The sequence below is a fragment of the Virgibacillus sp. LDC-1 genome, assembly GCF_030137545.1.
Taxonomy (GTDB): domain Bacteria; phylum Bacillota; class Bacilli; order Bacillales; family Amphibacillaceae; genus LDC-1.
The window spans coordinates 1-18,001 of sequence record NZ_JARUVL010000016.1 but is presented as its reverse complement, the minus strand read 5'-3'; the positions used below and the strand labels follow the sequence as shown (position 1 = coordinate 18,001).

At 38.6% G+C, this 18,001-nt stretch carries 17 protein-coding genes; 6 read left to right on the top strand and 11 right to left on the bottom strand.

All coding sequences use genetic code 11. The annotated features are described in order from the left end of the window. Window positions 1-60: 60 nt before the first annotated feature. Together QBK89_RS12535 and helD are read right to left on the bottom strand one after the other, a co-directional pair. Window positions 61-825, bottom strand: coding sequence for an alpha/beta fold hydrolase (locus tag QBK89_RS12535; protein ID WP_284141399.1), 765 nt, complete (start codon window positions 823-825; stop codon window positions 61-63). An 80-nt stretch (window positions 826-905) separates the two neighbouring features. Then, window positions 906-3,248 carry an RNA polymerase recycling motor HelD gene (gene helD / locus QBK89_RS12530; protein WP_284141398.1) on the bottom strand — a complete coding sequence of 781 codons (2,343 nt, stop codon included), beginning with the start codon at window positions 3,246-3,248 and terminating at the stop codon, window positions 906-908. Window positions 3,249-3,766: 518 nt separating this feature from the next. Between helD and QBK89_RS12525 the strand changes: the two genes are divergently transcribed. Then, window positions 3,767-4,192, top strand: a complete 426-nt coding sequence (locus QBK89_RS12525; RefSeq protein ID WP_284141397.1) for a YugN family protein — start codon at window positions 3,767-3,769, stop codon at window positions 4,190-4,192. Window positions 4,193-4,263: 71 nt separating this feature from the next. Here QBK89_RS12525 and QBK89_RS12520 read toward each other — a convergent pair whose 3' ends face one another. Beyond that, on the bottom strand, window positions 4,264-5,439 hold the full coding sequence (locus QBK89_RS12520; protein WP_284141396.1) for a DHH family phosphoesterase: 1,176 nt from the start codon (window positions 5,437-5,439) through the stop codon (window positions 4,264-4,266). Between the two features lie 138 nt (window positions 5,440-5,577). On the opposite strand from QBK89_RS12520, the gene QBK89_RS12515 reads away from it, so the two are divergent. Together QBK89_RS12515 and QBK89_RS12510 are read left to right on the top strand one after the other, a co-directional pair. Continuing rightward, window positions 5,578-5,985, top strand: coding sequence for a hypothetical protein (locus QBK89_RS12515; RefSeq protein WP_284141395.1), 408 nt, complete (start codon window positions 5,578-5,580; stop codon window positions 5,983-5,985). A gap of 180 nt (window positions 5,986-6,165) precedes the next feature. Further along, window positions 6,166-7,746 (top strand): peptide chain release factor 3, encoded by a 1,581-nt coding sequence (locus QBK89_RS12510; protein ID WP_284141394.1) that lies wholly within the window; start codon window positions 6,166-6,168, stop codon window positions 7,744-7,746. Window positions 7,747-7,807: 61 nt separating this feature from the next. Here QBK89_RS12510 and QBK89_RS12505 read toward each other — a convergent pair whose 3' ends face one another. The 3 genes from QBK89_RS12505 to QBK89_RS12495 form a co-directional block, all read right to left on the bottom strand. Further along, on the bottom strand, window positions 7,808-9,154 hold the full coding sequence (locus tag QBK89_RS12505) for a TrkH family potassium uptake protein (RefSeq protein WP_284141393.1): 1,347 nt from the start codon (window positions 9,152-9,154) through the stop codon (window positions 7,808-7,810). A 231-nt stretch (window positions 9,155-9,385) separates the two neighbouring features. After that, window positions 9,386-9,829: a VOC family protein gene (locus tag QBK89_RS12500; protein WP_284141440.1), complete on the bottom strand. Its 444-nt coding sequence runs from the start codon at window positions 9,827-9,829 to the stop codon at window positions 9,386-9,388. Window positions 9,830-9,978: 149 nt separating this feature from the next. Next, window positions 9,979-10,893, bottom strand: a complete 915-nt coding sequence (locus tag QBK89_RS12495) for a DNA-3-methyladenine glycosylase family protein (protein ID WP_284141392.1) — start codon at window positions 10,891-10,893, stop codon at window positions 9,979-9,981. A 136-nt stretch (window positions 10,894-11,029) separates the two neighbouring features. Here QBK89_RS12495 and QBK89_RS12490 point away from each other — a divergent pair, with 136 nt between their 5' ends. Both QBK89_RS12490 and QBK89_RS12485 read left to right on the top strand, forming a co-directional pair. Continuing rightward, on the top strand, window positions 11,030-11,590 hold the full coding sequence (locus QBK89_RS12490) for a bifunctional transcriptional activator/DNA repair enzyme AdaA (protein ID WP_284141391.1): 561 nt from the start codon (window positions 11,030-11,032) through the stop codon (window positions 11,588-11,590). Window positions 11,591-11,638: 48 nt separating this feature from the next. Continuing rightward, a complete protein-coding gene (locus tag QBK89_RS12485; protein ID WP_284141390.1) occupies window positions 11,639-12,151 on the top strand; it encodes a methylated-DNA--[protein]-cysteine S-methyltransferase in 513 nt (170 codons plus the stop codon). 129 nt (window positions 12,152-12,280) lie between these two features. On the opposite strand, the gene QBK89_RS12480 is transcribed toward QBK89_RS12485, so the two are convergent. The 5 genes from QBK89_RS12480 to QBK89_RS12460 form a co-directional block, all read right to left on the bottom strand. Continuing rightward, window positions 12,281-13,204, bottom strand: coding sequence for a pseudouridine-5'-phosphate glycosidase (locus tag QBK89_RS12480; protein ID WP_284141439.1), 924 nt, complete (start codon window positions 13,202-13,204; stop codon window positions 12,281-12,283). Next, on the bottom strand, window positions 13,204-14,322 hold the full coding sequence (locus tag QBK89_RS12475; RefSeq protein ID WP_481937833.1) for a carbohydrate kinase: 1,119 nt from the start codon (window positions 14,320-14,322) through the stop codon (window positions 13,204-13,206). The genes QBK89_RS12480 and QBK89_RS12475 overlap by 1 nt, the downstream gene beginning before the upstream one ends. A gap of 186 nt (window positions 14,323-14,508) precedes the next feature. Continuing rightward, a complete protein-coding gene (locus tag QBK89_RS12470) occupies window positions 14,509-15,525 on the bottom strand; it encodes a serine hydrolase domain-containing protein (protein WP_284141389.1) in 1,017 nt (338 codons plus the stop codon). Window positions 15,526-15,581: 56 nt separating this feature from the next. Next, window positions 15,582-16,049, bottom strand: a complete 468-nt coding sequence (locus QBK89_RS12465; RefSeq protein WP_284141388.1) for a GNAT family N-acetyltransferase — start codon at window positions 16,047-16,049, stop codon at window positions 15,582-15,584. A gap of 188 nt (window positions 16,050-16,237) precedes the next feature. After that, window positions 16,238-16,450 carry a superinfection immunity protein gene (locus QBK89_RS12460; RefSeq protein WP_284141437.1) on the bottom strand — a complete coding sequence of 71 codons (213 nt, stop codon included), beginning with the start codon at window positions 16,448-16,450 and terminating at the stop codon, window positions 16,238-16,240. 319 nt (window positions 16,451-16,769) lie between these two features. On the opposite strand from QBK89_RS12460, the gene QBK89_RS12455 reads away from it, so the two are divergent. Next, on the top strand, window positions 16,770-17,666 hold the full coding sequence (locus tag QBK89_RS12455) for a ferritin family protein (protein WP_284141387.1): 897 nt from the start codon (window positions 16,770-16,772) through the stop codon (window positions 17,664-17,666). Window positions 17,667-18,001 lie beyond the last annotated feature (335 nt).

Here is an 18,001-nt window from a genome sequence, read left to right as displayed (position 1 = left end):
TAGCAATAACTTTTTAATTCTTAGGAAAAATAAGCATCCGCCGGCGCTACCGGCAAATGCTCATTGTTTCAAAAAGCTTGTTACAAGCTCCATGTATTTTTCTTTTTCTTCAATATTTGGCGCGTGTCCTGAATGCTCAAAAACCACCATCCGCGCTCCAGGGATATGTGCTGCAATTTCCTGCCCTTCCTCTGGAGGATTTAAGCCATCATACCTTCCGCTTATCACTAACGTGTCAGCGGTGACAGTATGCAGCTGCGGACGAAAGTCAAACTGTGCTAACGCTTTTGCTCCTGCTTCTTGCTCTTCCGGAGTTAAACCTCCCGGCAAACGCTGCAACCATTTTCCAACCTCGTCCATTTGATGAAAAATGTGCGTTGCCAAGTGAGCCATTTGCTCTTCAAACGTAAAGCCTTCCATTTCATCCGCATGCGCTGCTAATAATCCAGTTCCATCACTTTTTGCATGCGTACTTCCTGAAATAAGAATCATTTTCTTAATACGATCCGGAACAGCAATTGCTACTCCTTGGGCTACATACGTCCCCATTGACATTCCTAAAAGATTCGCCTCCGGTATATCTAATGCATCCATTAATTGAATCACATCCTCAATGTGGTCAGCTAATGTATAAGAACGAGGCTTATCCGATTTTCCATGTCCGCGCGCATCTATGGCGATCACTCGAAAATCAGCTTGAAAATTTTCTAGCTCCTGCATCAGCATATGGTGACTTCCTGTTAATCCATGAAGCAGAATCAACGCTTCTCCACTTCCCCTATCCTCATAAAATAAATGAACATCATTCACTTTAATCGTTGGCATCCGCTCACTCCCCTTTTATCATTCATCCATGTTATTTCATTTGATTGTCCGATGCCATTATACCAAATAATTCCACAATTTTACGATTGACCTAAGTGCGTGTCATAAAAATTACGGGGTACTTCTTCTATAAATCGATTTGGTTTCCCTCTATAAAATAGTGTTAGTTCGTGCATTGCTCTGGTACATGCAGTATAAAACATTGATCTGTCAGATTCCTTTTCATATTGCACTCTAGAAGCATTTGGAATGACAACCGCATCAAATTCAATTCCCTTCGCTAAATAAACAGGAAGCACGAGCACGCCTTTTTCAAAGATATATGTTTCCTCATTAATTTGCTTTATTGCAAGCGCTGGATAAAGTGCTTCATACACCATATCGCTCTCTTTTTGAGACTTACAAATAACCGCGATTGTCTCATGACCAATTCTTTGGTGCGCTTTTATTTGCGCAATAATCGCTTTTGTCCAAGCTGCTTCACTATCCACTTCGATAAGGAGGGGTTTCTTCCCTGGCCGGTTAAAAGGCTCAATCTCTTCTTTTCCAGGTGCAAAACACTTTGTGAATTCCACTATTTCCTTTGTCGAACGATAGCTTTTTGTTAACGTGATTCGTTCATCATTCGTTCCTTCCTTTACAGCTAGCGGATTTTCCTCTGCTGTACTAGCATAGATTGCCTGATTCACATCACCTAATAATGTAATCCTTGTATACGGAAACTGCTGTACAATGTATGCATAATGAAATGCCGTATAATCCTGCGCCTCATCAATAACAAGGTGTCGAACAGATCGATCACCCACATCTCCTAGTATATTTCCTTTTAGATAGGCAAATGGTGCAGCATCCTCCCACAAAAGCTGTCGCTTCGCAAGTGATGCTACCGTATATTCAGAAATCTCCTGCCAATCAAGTGGAGCTATTGCTGGTTGCCACTGCGTAAATAACGCTTTAAAGGTTTTCCATACATGAACGAATGCAAGCTGATTAATTTGTTTTTTCAGCTTCGAGAAATATCGTTTTACAATCGCAATTCGTAGATAATCCTCTTCCAAGCTAAAATCGTCCTCATTTTCCTTCTGATTATAATAATACGCTTGTAAATAGTCTGCTTTATCCAATAGCTCCGCTTGCTCCATTACCCAATCCTTATCTTTTTCCAGCTTTTCAAAACGACGCAATTCCAGAAGCAACCATTTTCTGACGAGCTCGATTTTATTTGGAAGTAAAAGTTGATCATCTAACCCATAAAAATAAGACGCTATCGCTTCTTTCGAGATCAATATCTCCTTGCGAAAGACAATGTTTTTAAATTGTAGCCCTTCTTGCTTTAAGGAATGCAAATAATCATCAAGCAGCTCTTTAAAAGCAGGGCTTGACTTATAATCGATTATTTTCTTTCGCGTTTTTCGTTCTTGGTCATCCGCCGTCAATAGATCCTCTGTTTGTTGAAATGGAGATTGAACGGTTACCTTCTCTGTTACTTTTGATTCGATGTGTTGTAAAAATGTAACCTGGCGCACATTCGCCTCACCAAGCTCTGGAAGTACGTTCGCCGTATAGCTTGAAAATAACGGATTAGGAGAAAGTAGTACGACATTATCCGCATGCAGCTCTTCTCGATGACGGTACATTAAATAAGCAATGCGCTGTAAGGCGGCCGACGTTTTTCCGCTTCCAGCTACACCCTGTACAACTAATCGCTTACTTTTTTCATTACGAATAATTTTATTTTGCTCTTTTTGAATCGTAGCAACAATACTTTTCATCGTTGTACTCGCATTGTTCCCTAATGCTTGTTGTAGTAAGTGATCACCAATCGTAACTCCTGTATCGAACATCCCTTTGAGCTGACCTTGCCTTATGATGAATTGTCTTTTTAAGGTCATGTCTCCTTGTATTTCCATATCTACCGTTTGGTAGGAAGCCCTTCCTGGAGAAAAATCATAATATAAGCTCGCAATCGGAGCACGCCAATCATAAATTAAAAAATCTGTTTCCTCTTTATCCATAAGGGAGGCAATTCCAATATAAACCTTCTCCTCATCTTTCGTTCCGTCCTCTAAGAAATCAATTCGCCCAAAGTATGGGTTATCTTTTAGTCGCTTTAGTATAGTTAGCTCTTTCGCAATGTTTCCGTGGGTTCGCTCTCTTTCAGACAATAGCTCTGCTTGTTGCTTTATACTTGCCTGTGTTTCGATGATATCATCTGGATCATCTAGATTAACCGTAACATCCTCCCAGAAATCCTTCCGTAACTCTACGACACTACCCTTAATTCCACTCGCTCTGCCATATAGCTTTTTTGCTTTCTCGTCAATGACCTCGATAATTTGTGCTAATCGTTGTTGTTCCTCTGAACGCTTGGCACCATCCTGATTCATCGTAGTATCCAACCCCTTTTCCACATTTTTGAGCATCGTTGTTGACTTCCGAAAATCAATTTGATATAATATAATTGGATAATTATATTATATTTATATAAATACATATAACTTAAATAGTATACCATGTTTTCGGGCATCCGACAACCTGAATTAGCATGTAAATTCCGAGTCTGGGACCAAACATTTTTTCATACAAAAAATCCAAACGAACAATTAAAAGAATATTAATCGAACAGTTGAAATGGGTGAGACTCCTTCGGGAACAGCAACAGGGGAACGCAGACTAAAACCCTACGTCCTGTGGCAACGTCTGCGCTAGTACGTCCTGCAGGTCGAAAAATCCACTCGGAAAAGCGTACTATATTTTCCGAGTTAGTTGAGGCCGTGCCCGAGGAAAGCGAACCCATTTTTATAATGATATTATTCGGAGTTTGATACAAATACGTTTGTTTTGTCTCAATCTCTTTTTTATTTCTATCTATCTTCCTCGTATAAATTATGCGCTAACCGTTTATTCTATTATGGAATAGGTGCATAGGAGGTAGATATTGTTGTTAAAATTAAAGACAGAGCTTGAAGGAAGAACGGCTTACTTCGGAGCAGCACACCACATGTTTACATCAAATGGATACACACTTTGTGGAAATTGGGAATATGATAAAGGTTCTTTTGACGGTATCTTATGGCGGGAACATGGCGAAACCATTTACATACGAATCCCATTCCATACGATTAACGGTTTGCTTGACGATTATGATGCATATATTCAATTTAACACCCCTTATGTTATTAAACATGTCGTAAATATTGGACTAGATAAGGATGAAAATTCCTTACTTACCGCAACAGGGATTAGTCAATTTCAGGAACCGCTAGACACTGATGGAAACATTCGAGATAAAAGCAAATGGGAACAAGATGGTGAAAAAGCCATTTCCTATATTGTAAAAACAATTGAGCGACTAGAAATTTCATGAAAATAATTGTGTAAAGACTTCTTTCTTAGTGGAAGAAGTCTTTTTTATTGTATACAGGTTCACTATCATTGCTATCTTTTCAAGGCAGCTTGTAAATATTGAACATATATATCATCAGATGCAAGCCATGCTCCGAAATGACGTTTCATATAGCTCTCGCCAGCCTCAAAGCTATCAAAACGATCCTTCAGCACACGATGATTTTGCTCAATCTTCCATGTTCCATCCTCAGATAGAGATAAAAATAATTCCCCCTCTTCCCGTGTCAGATACAATGTGCCAAACGATGCCTTTTTCACGTTAAAACGATTACGTTGCGCATCTTCATGCAAGGGATCCAAATGGAATGCTTCGACAACAAACTCCTTAAACGCCGCTTCTGTTAATCGACACCCCGCAGCTTTTACATGACCTCCTCCTCCAAACCGTGCCGCAATTTCCGCCACATCTATCCTATCATGAACCGTTCGAAAGCCTGCTCGTCGTGCCCCCATATTAACAATGACAATGTAATCTAAATGCGGATACTCTTTTCCAAGCCGATTTCCAACCTCCGAGTGATAGGATTCTGCATGTATGATACCTGCAAAATTTGATTTGACCTTTTTTTGAACAAGCTCCCGTCTTTTTCGCCTTATATACCGCTCTATTTTTTGATCTTCCATATCAAGCAGCTTTGACTCAAACATATCAAATGCAAAATGATCTTGTGTTCGAAGTCGCTCTACCATTTTCTCCTCAAACTCATCAATCGATACAAGGTAGAATAATGAATTTAAGCGGGCCGCTTCAAAGTTCGCGTTCTCTTCCCATTCCCATGTATCATATTGCCGAACAAGCTCGACGAATTCTGTTATCGCCTCCGTCTCCTTAAGCAACTGATGATCCAATAAATATTGATAAAATAAAGATGTTGCGGAAGTATTTCTTTTTTCTTCATCCGCAACGACGACTGTTGCCCATTCATAAGCATGCAAATGTAGTGATGTTTTATGATGATCAAGTAATTTAACTTTCCCACCAGACTGATAATACGCCTCTAAACGCCTTTCATTTTCCGTATTGACCGATAAATCCGTTATCAATAACATCGTGTTTTGATCCGCTTTTTCCAAAAATGCTTCCACGTGCATATTTATGCTTCCAACCGAGTGATAACGAACGCGTACATCCTCTTTAAATGTGAGCTTCGCTAGAACGCCACAGCCTACTCCATCTAGATCCGTATGTGATAATAATGTATACAATGCTTTCACCTCCTCAGTAGTATGGTTCGATGACTGTTAAATTATTGCTGATAGGCTGAATTGAAGAAATATATCATAATCAGCCATATTACACACAAAATAAGAAACAGCATTTACAAAAAGGGGGTGCGTTAGAAGATGTTTTCGTTCCGTGGGGATGTACATAAGCTATATCGACAATTAAAACAAGCTCCCGATCAGATTTCTCACCATAAGCTATTAGAAGAAACAAAGGAAATACAACAATTTTATGAAACGCTGGATAGTAAAACATTAAAACGAATCTATTTCCGGATGGTGAAAGAAAATAATGGTTCCGGTATCATTCCTATTCTCGTTTCTGCTATCCCATGGCTGTTCTTCCTTTTTTCGGATAAGATACAGGAAATGCTCTTTAAGAATGGAAGCATGCTCTGGATTATTTTTTGTAGTCTTTATTTAATACTGTTAACCGTTAGCACCTTCGTTCATTTCCGTGAAAAAGCGTGGGCTGCATTTCACATCGAGATCATACAAGATATTTTAAAAGAACGGCAGGACAAATAATCGTTCCTCGTTCATTTGCCATCTTCCCTTAAGTGATGATTGACTTCAAGCTATGGTGCGTGCTATCTTTTGAAAGTGTCAACAAATCGTATATAAAGGAGATTATACCGATGTAAATCATCTTTCCAATATGTATCAATTACCGAAAACGACAAATTAAATAGATTGGAAGGAAAAAACATGCGTTTACAGGATGAAGTGAAAAAACGAAGGACGTTTGCAATTATATCTCACCCCGATGCAGGGAAAACAACGTTAACTGAAAAACTATTACTTTATGGAAATCTAATTCGTTCAGCCGGAACGGTAAAAGGAAAAAAATCTGGCAAATATGCTACCTCGGACTGGATGGAAATTGAAAAACAGCGTGGGATATCCGTTACATCAAGCGTGATGAACTTTCCTTACCAAGGATATCAAATCAACATTTTAGATACTCCTGGACACGAGGACTTTAGTGAGGATACGTATCGAACATTAACTGCGGTGGATAGCGTCGTCATGATCATTGATTCGACGAAAGGAATCGAGGCGCAGACGATAAAATTATTTAAGGTTTGCCGGATGCGCGGAATCCCAATCTTTACTTTTATTAATAAGCTAGACCGTGAAGGAAAGGAACCACTCGCGTTGCTTGAGGAAATTGAAGAAGTATTAGACATTGAGACCTGCCCCTTAAATTGGCCAGCAGGAATGGGCAAAAGATTCCTGGGGATTTTTGACCGTCACCATGAGCAATTTGTCCAATTCAATGGCAATGAAGAAGAAAGCTATATTCCATTTACAGAATTAGACAATCATTCAGATCTTACAGCAAACCCAACCTTCCAGGATGCAAAAGAAGAGCTTTCACTTGTCGAGGAAGCTGGAGATGCATTCTCATTAGATGAAGTACTTGCTGGGGAACAGACACCTGTATTTTTTGGCAGTGCATTAGCACCATTCGGAATCCAAACGTTTTTCGATACGTTTGTCTCAATGGCACCAGCGCCAGGAGCAAGAAGATCAACGGCAGACATCATTCAGCCTGAAGAACCTGACTTTTCAGGGTTTATCTTTAAGATCCAAGCGAATATGAACCCAGCACATCGCGATCGTGTCGCGTTTCTTCGCATATGCTCAGGAAAATTCGAGCGTGGTATGGATGTGAAGCTGGCTCGAACTGGAAAGCAAATGAAGCTCTCTCAATCACAGCAATTTGTAGCTTCGTCTAGAGATACGATTGAGGAGGCATATGCTGGCGATATCATCGGCATTTACGATCCGAATATTTATCGAATTGGCGATACATTGATTAATGGAAAACGCACATTTGAATATGATGAAATGCCTCAATTCCCGCCAGAGCAATTTAAAAAAGTTACCGCAAAAAATGTAATGAAATCAAAGCAATATCGAAAAGGTATTGAGCAGCTTGTGCAGGAAGGTGCTATCCAATTATTTAAGCAACATCATACAGAGGCATTTATTCTAGGCGCTGTTGGCGAGCTGCAATATGAAGTGTTTCAATATCGCATGAAGAATGAATACAACGTAGAGGTAATGCTGGAAACAATTGGCGAACGTATTCCTCGCTGGTTGAATCCCGAACAAGTGGATGAAACACTCTTTGACGAGCGAAATATGCTCGTAAAGGATAGAGATGGGCAGCCTGTTGTTTTATTCAAAAACGACTTTTCCTTACGTTGGTTCCAAGATAAGCATCCAACGATTGAGCTGATCGATTTATTTGAAGTGAATAAATATAATCAAGAATCATAATGAGGCTTAGCTATTTGGGGAATATAATTTATTCCCCAAGTTGCTTATCCACATGTAGAGATTATCCTACAATCACACGCTCTTTTGGAAGATGATATGCCGCTTCTTCTCTCCGGCGGTTAAAAAGATAAATAAATGACAAGATTCCGATCCGACCGATAAACATTAACGCAATAATGACTATTTTACCGGCTGTACTTAGATCAGCTGTGATCCCCATCGAAAGCCCCGTCGTACCAAATGCAGAATTTACCTCAAAAATAATTTCCATTAGTGTGAAAGGTTCGGTAGCTGTAAGAATCATCGTCGCCACCATACAGATAAGCAAAGCAAGAAAACCAACAACGACCGATTTCCGAATATCTTCTTCATGAAGCTCACGACCAAACACCCTTACATCCTTACTTCCTCGTGCAAAAGAAACAATGAGCAGCAGAATAACAGCAAATGTCGTCGTACGAATCCCGCCTCCAACAGAGCTAGGCGATGCACCTACGAACATAAGCAAACAGAGTGCCAGTAAGGTTGGCTCCGAAAATTGATTAACATCCATCGTCGCTAACCCACCATTTCTCGTTGTCGAAGATTGAAACAGAGCGTAGAAAAAGGACTCATGCCAGCTTTTACCTGCAAAAAAATGATTAAACTCGAGCAGTAAAATAATAACCGTTCCAAAGACCATTAAGGAAAAAAAAGTAACTGTTGTTAGCTTCGTATATAACGAAAAATGGAAATGACCTTGACTTCTAGTTTTTAAAAAGTCTTTCACTTCAATTAAAACCGGAAAACCAATTGCACCTAATGTTAATAACAGAATGGTAACAATTTGAACAAAATAATCATCCGCAAATGGAATTAATGAGTTTCCCGTAATATCAAAGCCCGCATTCGTTGTTGCACTAACAGATGCAAACAACCCTTGCATATAGGCCTCCTGCCAAGTTGGGAAATACGTCAGAAAATACGTACCTAACACCAACGCGCCAAAAAATTCTATAATTAATATAATAACTAAAATTTGCTTCATGAGCTTTACAAGCCCAGACAAATTCGATTGATTCTGATCCGTTTTGATTAACTGTCTTTCCTTCATACCGATTTTCTTTCCAACCATTAACCAAATAAACGTACCTAAAGTCATGATTCCAATTCCGCCAAATTGTAAAATGAATAAAAAGAAAAAGATCCCTGTTGTACTAAGCATGTCTACAATAGGAACAGTAGATAGGCCAGTAACACTTACCGCACTTACCGCAGTAAATAGCACATCAACAAAAGACCAAGAAGCATCAGGCTTTAGCGCCACTGGTAAACTAAGCAAAGCTGTTGAAACAATCACAGCTAAAATATAAAATAACACAATTATTTGTGCTGGTTTCCAAATATTTTTCCTTAATAAATAGGCCAAAACAATTACTCCCTTAACGTTAAAATGCAATATAGCTACTGTATGATATAGGATGCCCTTGCCTTTTAACTATACATTTATAAAAGAAAAAAATTCAAGAAGAAATAGGAACTTTCTTTGACAAAACCGGTGGAAACAAGTGGTTTTTTCTTTATTGAGAGATGCTGTGATAATAAATAAAACCACAGCCCAACTGACTGCGGTCATACATATAATGCCTCTTATATTCTATTATTGATCTTCAATAACAAGCATATTTGCATCGTCAAATTCCCAGTCTTCCCCATAAGCAACTTCCCAATAATAACCATCCAGATCGGTAAAATATCCGCCATAGCCACCCCAATCAAGCTTCTTAGGCGCTTTTTGAATCGTTGCTCCTGCTTGCTCGGCTTTTTGCATCACCTGATCCACTTCTTCCATCGATTTCGCATTGTAAGCTAATGTAATTCCTTGAAAACCTGTAGAAATCTCAGGTGGTGCCGCTTCATTAATATCCTTAGCAAGCTCCTGTAAAGGAAATAATGCCAGCCTCGTTCCTTCATTTCTGAAAAAGATGATAATAGGATTTTCTTCAGTCCCGCGAATCGACGTATCAAACCCAAGTTCCTTAAAAAACGCATGCGATTTGATAATATCCTTCGTCCCGAGGGTAATGAGATTTACTCGATTAATCATTGCTTTTCCTCCTTGAAAAATTGGTATATGGATAAAGTGAAGTTTCAGATTTTGATTAAAAATTTAGTAAATTTAGTTTACAGGAACCAATTAAAAAAGTAAATCAATAGCAAAATGTGAATGCATCCAAATGCGCAAGCTTATTTTCACATTTTTTCATAGAGCGATCTCCACAAATAAAAGGTAGCATAGCTTTTCCAATTTTCCCACGGGGCGCCCAATTGGATTAACTCCTCCTTCGATGGTTTCTTTTCCATTTCTCCTAGCTGCTTTACTGCATTTTGTAGTCCTACATCTGCAACTGGAAAAGCATCGGGAAAACGAAAGCAGCGCATGAGTACATAATGCGCTGTCCAAGCCCCAACCCCTTTTTGCTTTGTTAATTCCTGCTCTGCTTCTTGAAGGCTTGGTAAAGCTTGTATGTTTTCCTTCGATAACACGCCGCGAACCATCGCTTGTGCTACTCCAATTAAATACGCACTTTTATTTTGAGAAAGCTGTAATGACATAAGCTCATTAACAGACACATTACAAATCGCTTCAGGAGTCGGAAACAACCAGTACTGTTCCCCATCCCATTCGATTGCTTGGCCATATGTTTCCACGAATCTTCTTTTTAACTTATAAGCAAAGCGAAGATTAATCTGCTGCCCGATAATCCCCCAGCAAAGCGCTTCAAAGAAATTAGGAATCCCGATATTACGGAGACCATAATAATGATCGATCAGTGAATGCAAATAATCATCCGCTTTAGCCATTTCATAGAAGGGCAAAATATCGGTATCAAGATCAAACCAGTCTCGTACGAAGGAAGTTAGCTGTGCTTTTATCTTTTCGGAAGGAAAAATAGAGCCTTTTAATACACGAATGATCACGTTTCCATTCGTTGCTTCGCTCAATTCTATTAAAAAATATGCCTCTCCTAGGGCGATTGCCTTCCGTACATGATTACCTTGTATGTCATATGTACATTCATCACCACCCTCTGCAAGGTAAAGCAAGTTTTGTTCAAAGGAAAATGCTTTTGGAGCTTCTATTTGCCACGTCAATTCCTCGTGCATTCTGATTCCTCCCTTTTCTATAGTTGTATCATAATTATTGCCTGAAAAGTTTCACTATCTTGCTACGATATTCGGAAGCTATTCTGCTAATCAAAAAATGCAGGTATAATAGAAATAATAAAAGGGGTGAGACGAAATGTTTGCTTCATTAACAGAAGAACAATGGCATGCCATTATAACAAATGATGCTACTTTTGATAACACCTTTCTATATGGTGTAGGTTCAACAGGTATTTTCTGTCGTCCATCTTGCAAATCCAGAAACCCTAAAAAAGAGTATGTCAAAATCTTTAAAGATGCACAGCAAGCAATAGCAGAAGGATTTCGACCTTGCAAACGATGTAAGCCTTGTGATTTGCGGATGCCGGATGAGGATTGGACACTCAAAATCAAAGCCTATATTAACGAGCATTATGACAAGCCATTAACGCTGGCTCATTTAGCCGATCAGTGTCATGGCAGCCCCTATCATTTACAAAAAACCTTTAAACGAATCATGCATATATCCCCAATCGCTTATTTACAACGTGTACGAATAGCACATGCCAAGCAGGAGCTGGTGGAAACAGAAAAATCCATTGCAAATATCGGTGTAAACGTTGGGATACCCAACACCTCATATTTCATTACGTTATTTAAACGACAAACCGGAACAACACCAAAACAATTTCGGTTATCCTTTCAAAAGGAAAGCTAACATACTTATAGCTTTTATTCCAGGATTGATACAGGAGGCGAAGGAAAAATGACCATCTATTGGACAACATTTCAGCAAGGGGAGTGGCGCTTTTATGTAGCAGCAACAGAGAATGGCATTTGCTATCTAAGTCCTCAGCATATAGCGGAAAGTGAAATGCATCCATTTTTGCAAAAGCAGCTACCAAACGAACCGCTTGAAGAAAATGAGGAAAAGCTGACATCGTATATTTCTGAACTACGTGAGTATGTTGATGGATCACGAAAGGAATTTAGCGCACCGATTGATTTGTACGGCACCGCCTTTCAGAAACAGGTGTGGCAAGCATTGCAGCATATCCCGTTTGGCAAAACCGTAACTTACTCTGAAATTGCACATTCCATCGGAAATCCCCGTGCTGTACGTGCGGTTGCAGCAGCAATCGGTGCCAATCCGGTCTTAGTCGTGATTCCTTGTCATCGGGTGATTGGAAAAAACGGTGCATTAACAGGGTTCCGTGGCGGGCTAGATATGAAGGAAAAACTATTGCAGTTAGAAAGAGCAGAAAGTGTATCCTTGTAAACGGAAATGTACAGTTCAAAGCGCATTCCTCCTAAGAATGCGCTTTAAAAATGAGTCGCTCTCCATTATGCGAAATACGTTTATATAATTTTTTAAGGCCGTGGCCTTATTTTCAATATGATTTACCCATTAACCTTCTTGCTTCATTTGGTGGAATTGAACCGCTAGCTTTGCACCGACAACGGCATTATGCTTCACAAGCGCGATATTGGCTTCCAAGCTTTTACCACTAGTTAATTCTTTTACTTTAGCTAACAAAAACGGTGTCACTTCTTTTCCATGTACATTGTTTTTTTCCGCTTCTGCCAAAGCTTTTGATATCACTAAGTTAATCTCAGCTTCAGGCAAGGCGTGTTCTTCCGGAATTGGATTCGCAATGACCGCGCCACCATCCATATTCAAATCCCATTTAATTTTTAATGTAGAAGCAATACGATTGATGTCATCCGATCGGAAATTCACCGGGTACTCACTTGTTCTTGTATAGAAAGCAGGCAATACATCGGTCTGATAGCCGATAACCGGAACACCTTTCGTTTCTAAATATTCCATCGTTAATCCTAAATCAAGAATCGATTTTGCTCCAGCACATACTACAGCGACATTTGTTTTGCCTAATTCCTCTAAATCAGCAGAGATATCCATCGTTGTTTCTGCGCCACGGTGAACCCCACCTATTCCACCTGTAACAAAAATCGGAATATCAGCAAGCTCCGCGCAAATCATCGTTGCCGCAACTGTAGTTGCTCCTTTTTGTTTGGTAGCAAGTAAATACGTTAAATCGCGACGAGATGCTTTGGCAACATCCGTGCTATTCCCAAACGTCTCTAATTCTTCCTCTGATAAGCCGATTTTTATTTTACCATCCATAATCGCAATGGTTGCCGGGACAGCGCCTTGTTGGCGAATAATTTGTTCCACCTCACGTGCTGTCTTTACATTTTGCGGATAAGGCATTCCATGCGAAATAATAGTTGATTCTAACGCAACAATCGGTTTTCCTTCAGCCTTCGCTGCTTGTACTTCCTCCGAAAGTGAAATGTATGCTTTTATCATTGTAATTCCTCCATATCCTTTTGTAGTTGTGCTTCTGTCAGGTTTTGACGAACAGTAAAGGTAGATTCTAATGTTTTGGTTGCATTGGCAATTCCTGCTTTTCCAATATCCTCAAGCGATTTTCCTTCTAGCCATGCGAAAATAACTGCTGAAGAAAACGCATCACCAGCTCCAGTAACATCTGCGATTCTTTTCGGTTCACCGGAAGCCGCAAATCGAATGCCTTCTGCATGATTTCCAAGCATCGCACCTTGATTTCCATTTGTTACAACTACATTGGAGATACCTAACTGAAGCCACTCGTTCACCGCATTTTCCCAGTCGGCCCTTGTTGTTAGCGCTTTCTTGAAATACGCCTCTGTTTCCTCTTTATTTGTAATTAACCATGTTACATGCTTTAGATTAGTTGGCATCCTGTCCATTTTTGGAGCCGAAACCGTAACAAGGACAATCGGAATTGCATGATTACCTGCAAATTCACAAAGCATTTCTAACGTGTTTTGTGGGATATTTAAATCCGCTACTAAACATTTCGCTTGGCTCATCACAGATGCATGCTGTCGAATAAATTCTGGAGTTATCCGTTCATACACATCCATATCAGCTAAAGCAAAGGTTAAATCGCCGTTGGCATCCAGTACAGCTGTATACGATCCGGTAGATTCATCGATAAAGCTTGCTACATAATCTAAATTCATGTAAGGAGAAGACGCCTTTTCAATAAAGGACCACTCCGTATCCGTACCAGCTGCAGTTAACAGCGTGGCATCCATACCAATCCTTCCAAGATTTTCAGCGATATTCCGTGCAACACCACCTGCACTCTGTTCCGAATGAATTGGATTCGATGTACCTAGCTGCAGCTTTTTCTTTGCATGAAACTTGCGGTCAACGTTCGCTCCGCCAATACAAAAGACTTGCTCTGATTCATTTAAAACATATGCTTTTCCTAAAATAAACCCTTTTTTGATTAAATCCGAAATCATATTTGCGATGGAAGGCCTCGATAAACCAAGTGCATTAGCTAATTCCTGCTGAGATGAATACGGATCGTTCTTAATCAGTTGATAGAGTTTTTTCTCCTTTTCATTTAAGGAATGCATCTTTTTCTCCAAACTGGAACACCTCCTCAAACATTTGTTTATTTTATAAACTTATGTTTATATTGTAACCTAAATATTTAATTTGGTCAAAAAAATAAAACTTTCGTAAAAGTTTATTCGTAGGTTTTATCCCAAAAAAAAAGAGCATTCCACTTGTGAATGCTCCTTGCCGTAACTCTTTATACAAAATTATTTAATCTACAAACACGCTATTACTGTATCCCCAAACGATCTAATATCCGATAAATAATCGTATCCAGGTGTAGAGCCAAAACTATTAAACATGCGAACTGCTACTAGATCATGCTTCGGAATAACCAATAATGCGACACTTGTATAGCCTAAAATTTGAAAGGAGCCTTTAGGCACACGTTCGCCAATTTCACTTTTCATCGCAGGCAAATCCTTTACAAACCATAAAAAGCCATTTTGGGGCAGTTCCTTATTCTTTAAGCTTGGTGATTGAAGTGATGTAGCTAGCCGAATGATATCTTCAGAAACTACTTGTCTCCCATTTATGAATCCCTGCTTCAAATGGATATAACCCCAATATGCAAGTTCTCTTGTCGATACATACATATTTTTCTTATCCCCGTCTGTACCTTTACTTGTTGACCAAAATTTATTATTGGGCTTCCTAATAACTTGCACCAACTGCTCATTCTGTTCATCATACCAACCGGTTTCTTTAAACTCTAATGGCTCAAATACGTGCTCACTAACAATTTGAGCAATCGTTTTTCCAGTCGTTTGTTCAACAATCTCTGCCAATAAATCAATATTTATGTCACGATATGCCCAGCTTTGTCCCGCAGCAAATTCTCGAATCTGTTTTCCTTCTTTGATGTTTAAACCATGGGTATGTGTAAGCAGGTGTCTAATCGTCATATTTTTATAAACGGCAGTGTTATGTATAGCTATATATTTCGTAACCTTATCATCAATACACACTATATATCGATTCTGTACAGCATATGCAACAGCAAAGCCGATATAACTTTTCCGAACGGAAGCCACATGAAATTGAGAATCTTCTTGTATCGGTCTGGCATCAGGAGCTTTTGCATGTTTTCCCCAATACTGCTCTGTTACGATTTTATCGTGATGGATAACCATTATACCTGCACCTGAACAGTCCAAAACATTGGATGTGTCCTTTACATGTGCTACTAGAGGCTGGAAGCGATTATCTAATTTTGTCTCTATGATCATCATTTCACCTGTTTTCTTTAACCTCTTTCAATAACATCGAATTGTTAATTCTGAATATCTTATAAATAATAGCTCATTAGGATAAGTTCTCCCTTTTTCCCCATTTTCCGTTTACCCTCATCAACATAGCCACACTTTTTATATAAGTATTGCGCACTTTCATTATTCCGATTAACAGCTAGGACAATTTCATTTATATGGTCAAAATTCTCTTTAACAAAACTAGGCAAAAGCATTAATGCCTTTTTAGCGTAGCCCTTCCCCTGATGGCGATAATCAGTTGAAAAGGATCGTAATAAAATGGCATCATTATTACTTACATATGGTTTTACACCTTCATTTTTATGTAAAACGAAAAACGTTACTAGCCTTTCTTGTTCCATAGCTAATACCGAATATCGATCTTGATCAGCTTTTGATAATGCGATATTTTGTTTTGGTGACCCTGTATAGTATAGCTGTTCTTCTGATAATTTATATTCCTCTACTGCGTCATTGAATCTAGCATGGTAAAAATGAAGTTGCATATTCTTATCCCCTTACACCTATACAGAAACATTTGTTCCTATTATATTAAATCAAAAGGACATGTTCAATAATTTTATAGAAAAGTTTGCTTTATCTTGCTAATTATCAGGTGTGGAAGAGTACTTCCATACATTTATAACTTTTCTTTTCTACTTCTTTGGTGGATAACCCTCATTCATCCCTTGCATCAAATACGTTTATTAACGGTAATCTGGTCACGATTATCTTTTCTAGTCGCTAAAATTAACGCTAAAATCCAACCGATTATAAACCATCCTCCAAAAAAGTTAACTAAATAAATGAATATTTTATTATGTTTATTTCTTTTATTAGCCACATAACTTGGAAAAAAGTAAATAAAAACAGATATAATATAAAATACAATTCCTAATAAAATCATCAAAAGGGTTATCCTCCATTTTTCTTTTTATATCGACATTTAAATTACATTTATTAACAAGACCCTTATTGGTTCCGTATATTTTCACCTCATTAAATTCAATTCTAATAACCTTTCCTTGACCTCACTGAAGGGGCTATTCCACTATTTTTATTCTTTTGGTGAAAAATATAGATCTGTACTTAGATTCAAGTGAGGTTTATGCATAAAAGCAAATACGTAACTTCTTTTTCATTCAAGATATATGGAGGTCCATGAACCTATACCCATGTTAAAAGCATATGTTGTAATGACATATTCAAACATGGAGGGATAACTTGTGTATTCAAATAGCTACTGGAACCTCAATCCGAATAATAGTTACATTGATTCTCGATTAGTAAAAGACTTGCGAACTGCGATTAGTGGAGAGTACAGTGCGATTATTTGCTATGAAAAATTAGCCAGTCTAGCACCTACCATTATCGAAAGGGATCAAATTTGGGAAATAATTAAAGATGAAAGGAGGCATTTACAAACTTTCTCTTCAATATATGTAAATGTTACAGGTGAACAACCAACACCTCAAATTATCGAAGAATGCTCTAATACGTATAAGGAAGGATTAATATCCTCCTTCAAAGATGAACAAGAAACCGTTGATTTTTATCTAGATATAGTTGACCGAACCTCAGATAACGTTGTAAAAGAAGCTTTTCGTAGGGCAGCAGATGATGAACAGAATCATGCGGTATGGTTTAATTTTTCCCTAAGAAATATGCAGGAGATGCCACATAGACAAACAGAAGCAGAATATGGTGCGAAAGGTGCTTTAAATGCATCCACGCTTTCTTTACCACAAATGCTAACCTTTGCACTACAAGATGAGTTTTTAGCTCAGTCAAGATATAATGATATTCTCTTAAACTTTGGTTATGTACGTACTTTCGCAAACATACAGGAAGCAGAATTAAGACATATTCGCTTACTTCTTCCCCTTTTCACAAGATACCAAGTGCCAATTCCTGAAGATATTTCCCGAATGTTTGTCACTACACCCCAAACAATTAAAGACGCTTATGCTTTAGGTGTGCAAGGAGAAATAGAGAATATTGGCATGTACGAAAAATTCCTATCGCAAAATCTACCTTCAGACGTTCAGGCAGTATTTACTCAACTACACGACGCATCATTAAATCATCTTGCTGCTTTTGAAAGAGGATTAGCAAGAGCTTAAAATGAAAGAAAAATTGAATCACCATTCGATTCTGTGTGCATATGTACTGAGTTTATCAGTTTAGATTCTTTAGCAACAATAGAAGCCGTTGTACTTTTACCAGTCCCCCGGCGAACCAGTAATGATAGCGCCTTGTTTTATCCATTTCTTCATTTCAGATGTTCTAGTACTTTTCGACATAAAAACACCCCTTTAGATTAAAAATAATCCAAAGGGGTAAAACGGTGCAACATGATTACAACCTTAAAAGACTTTACTTTACAGTTTATTCAACTGCTAAAATGTTGGTTTCGTCCTTCCCCTCCCCCTCACTCTCCCCAAACCCTTGCGGCTCT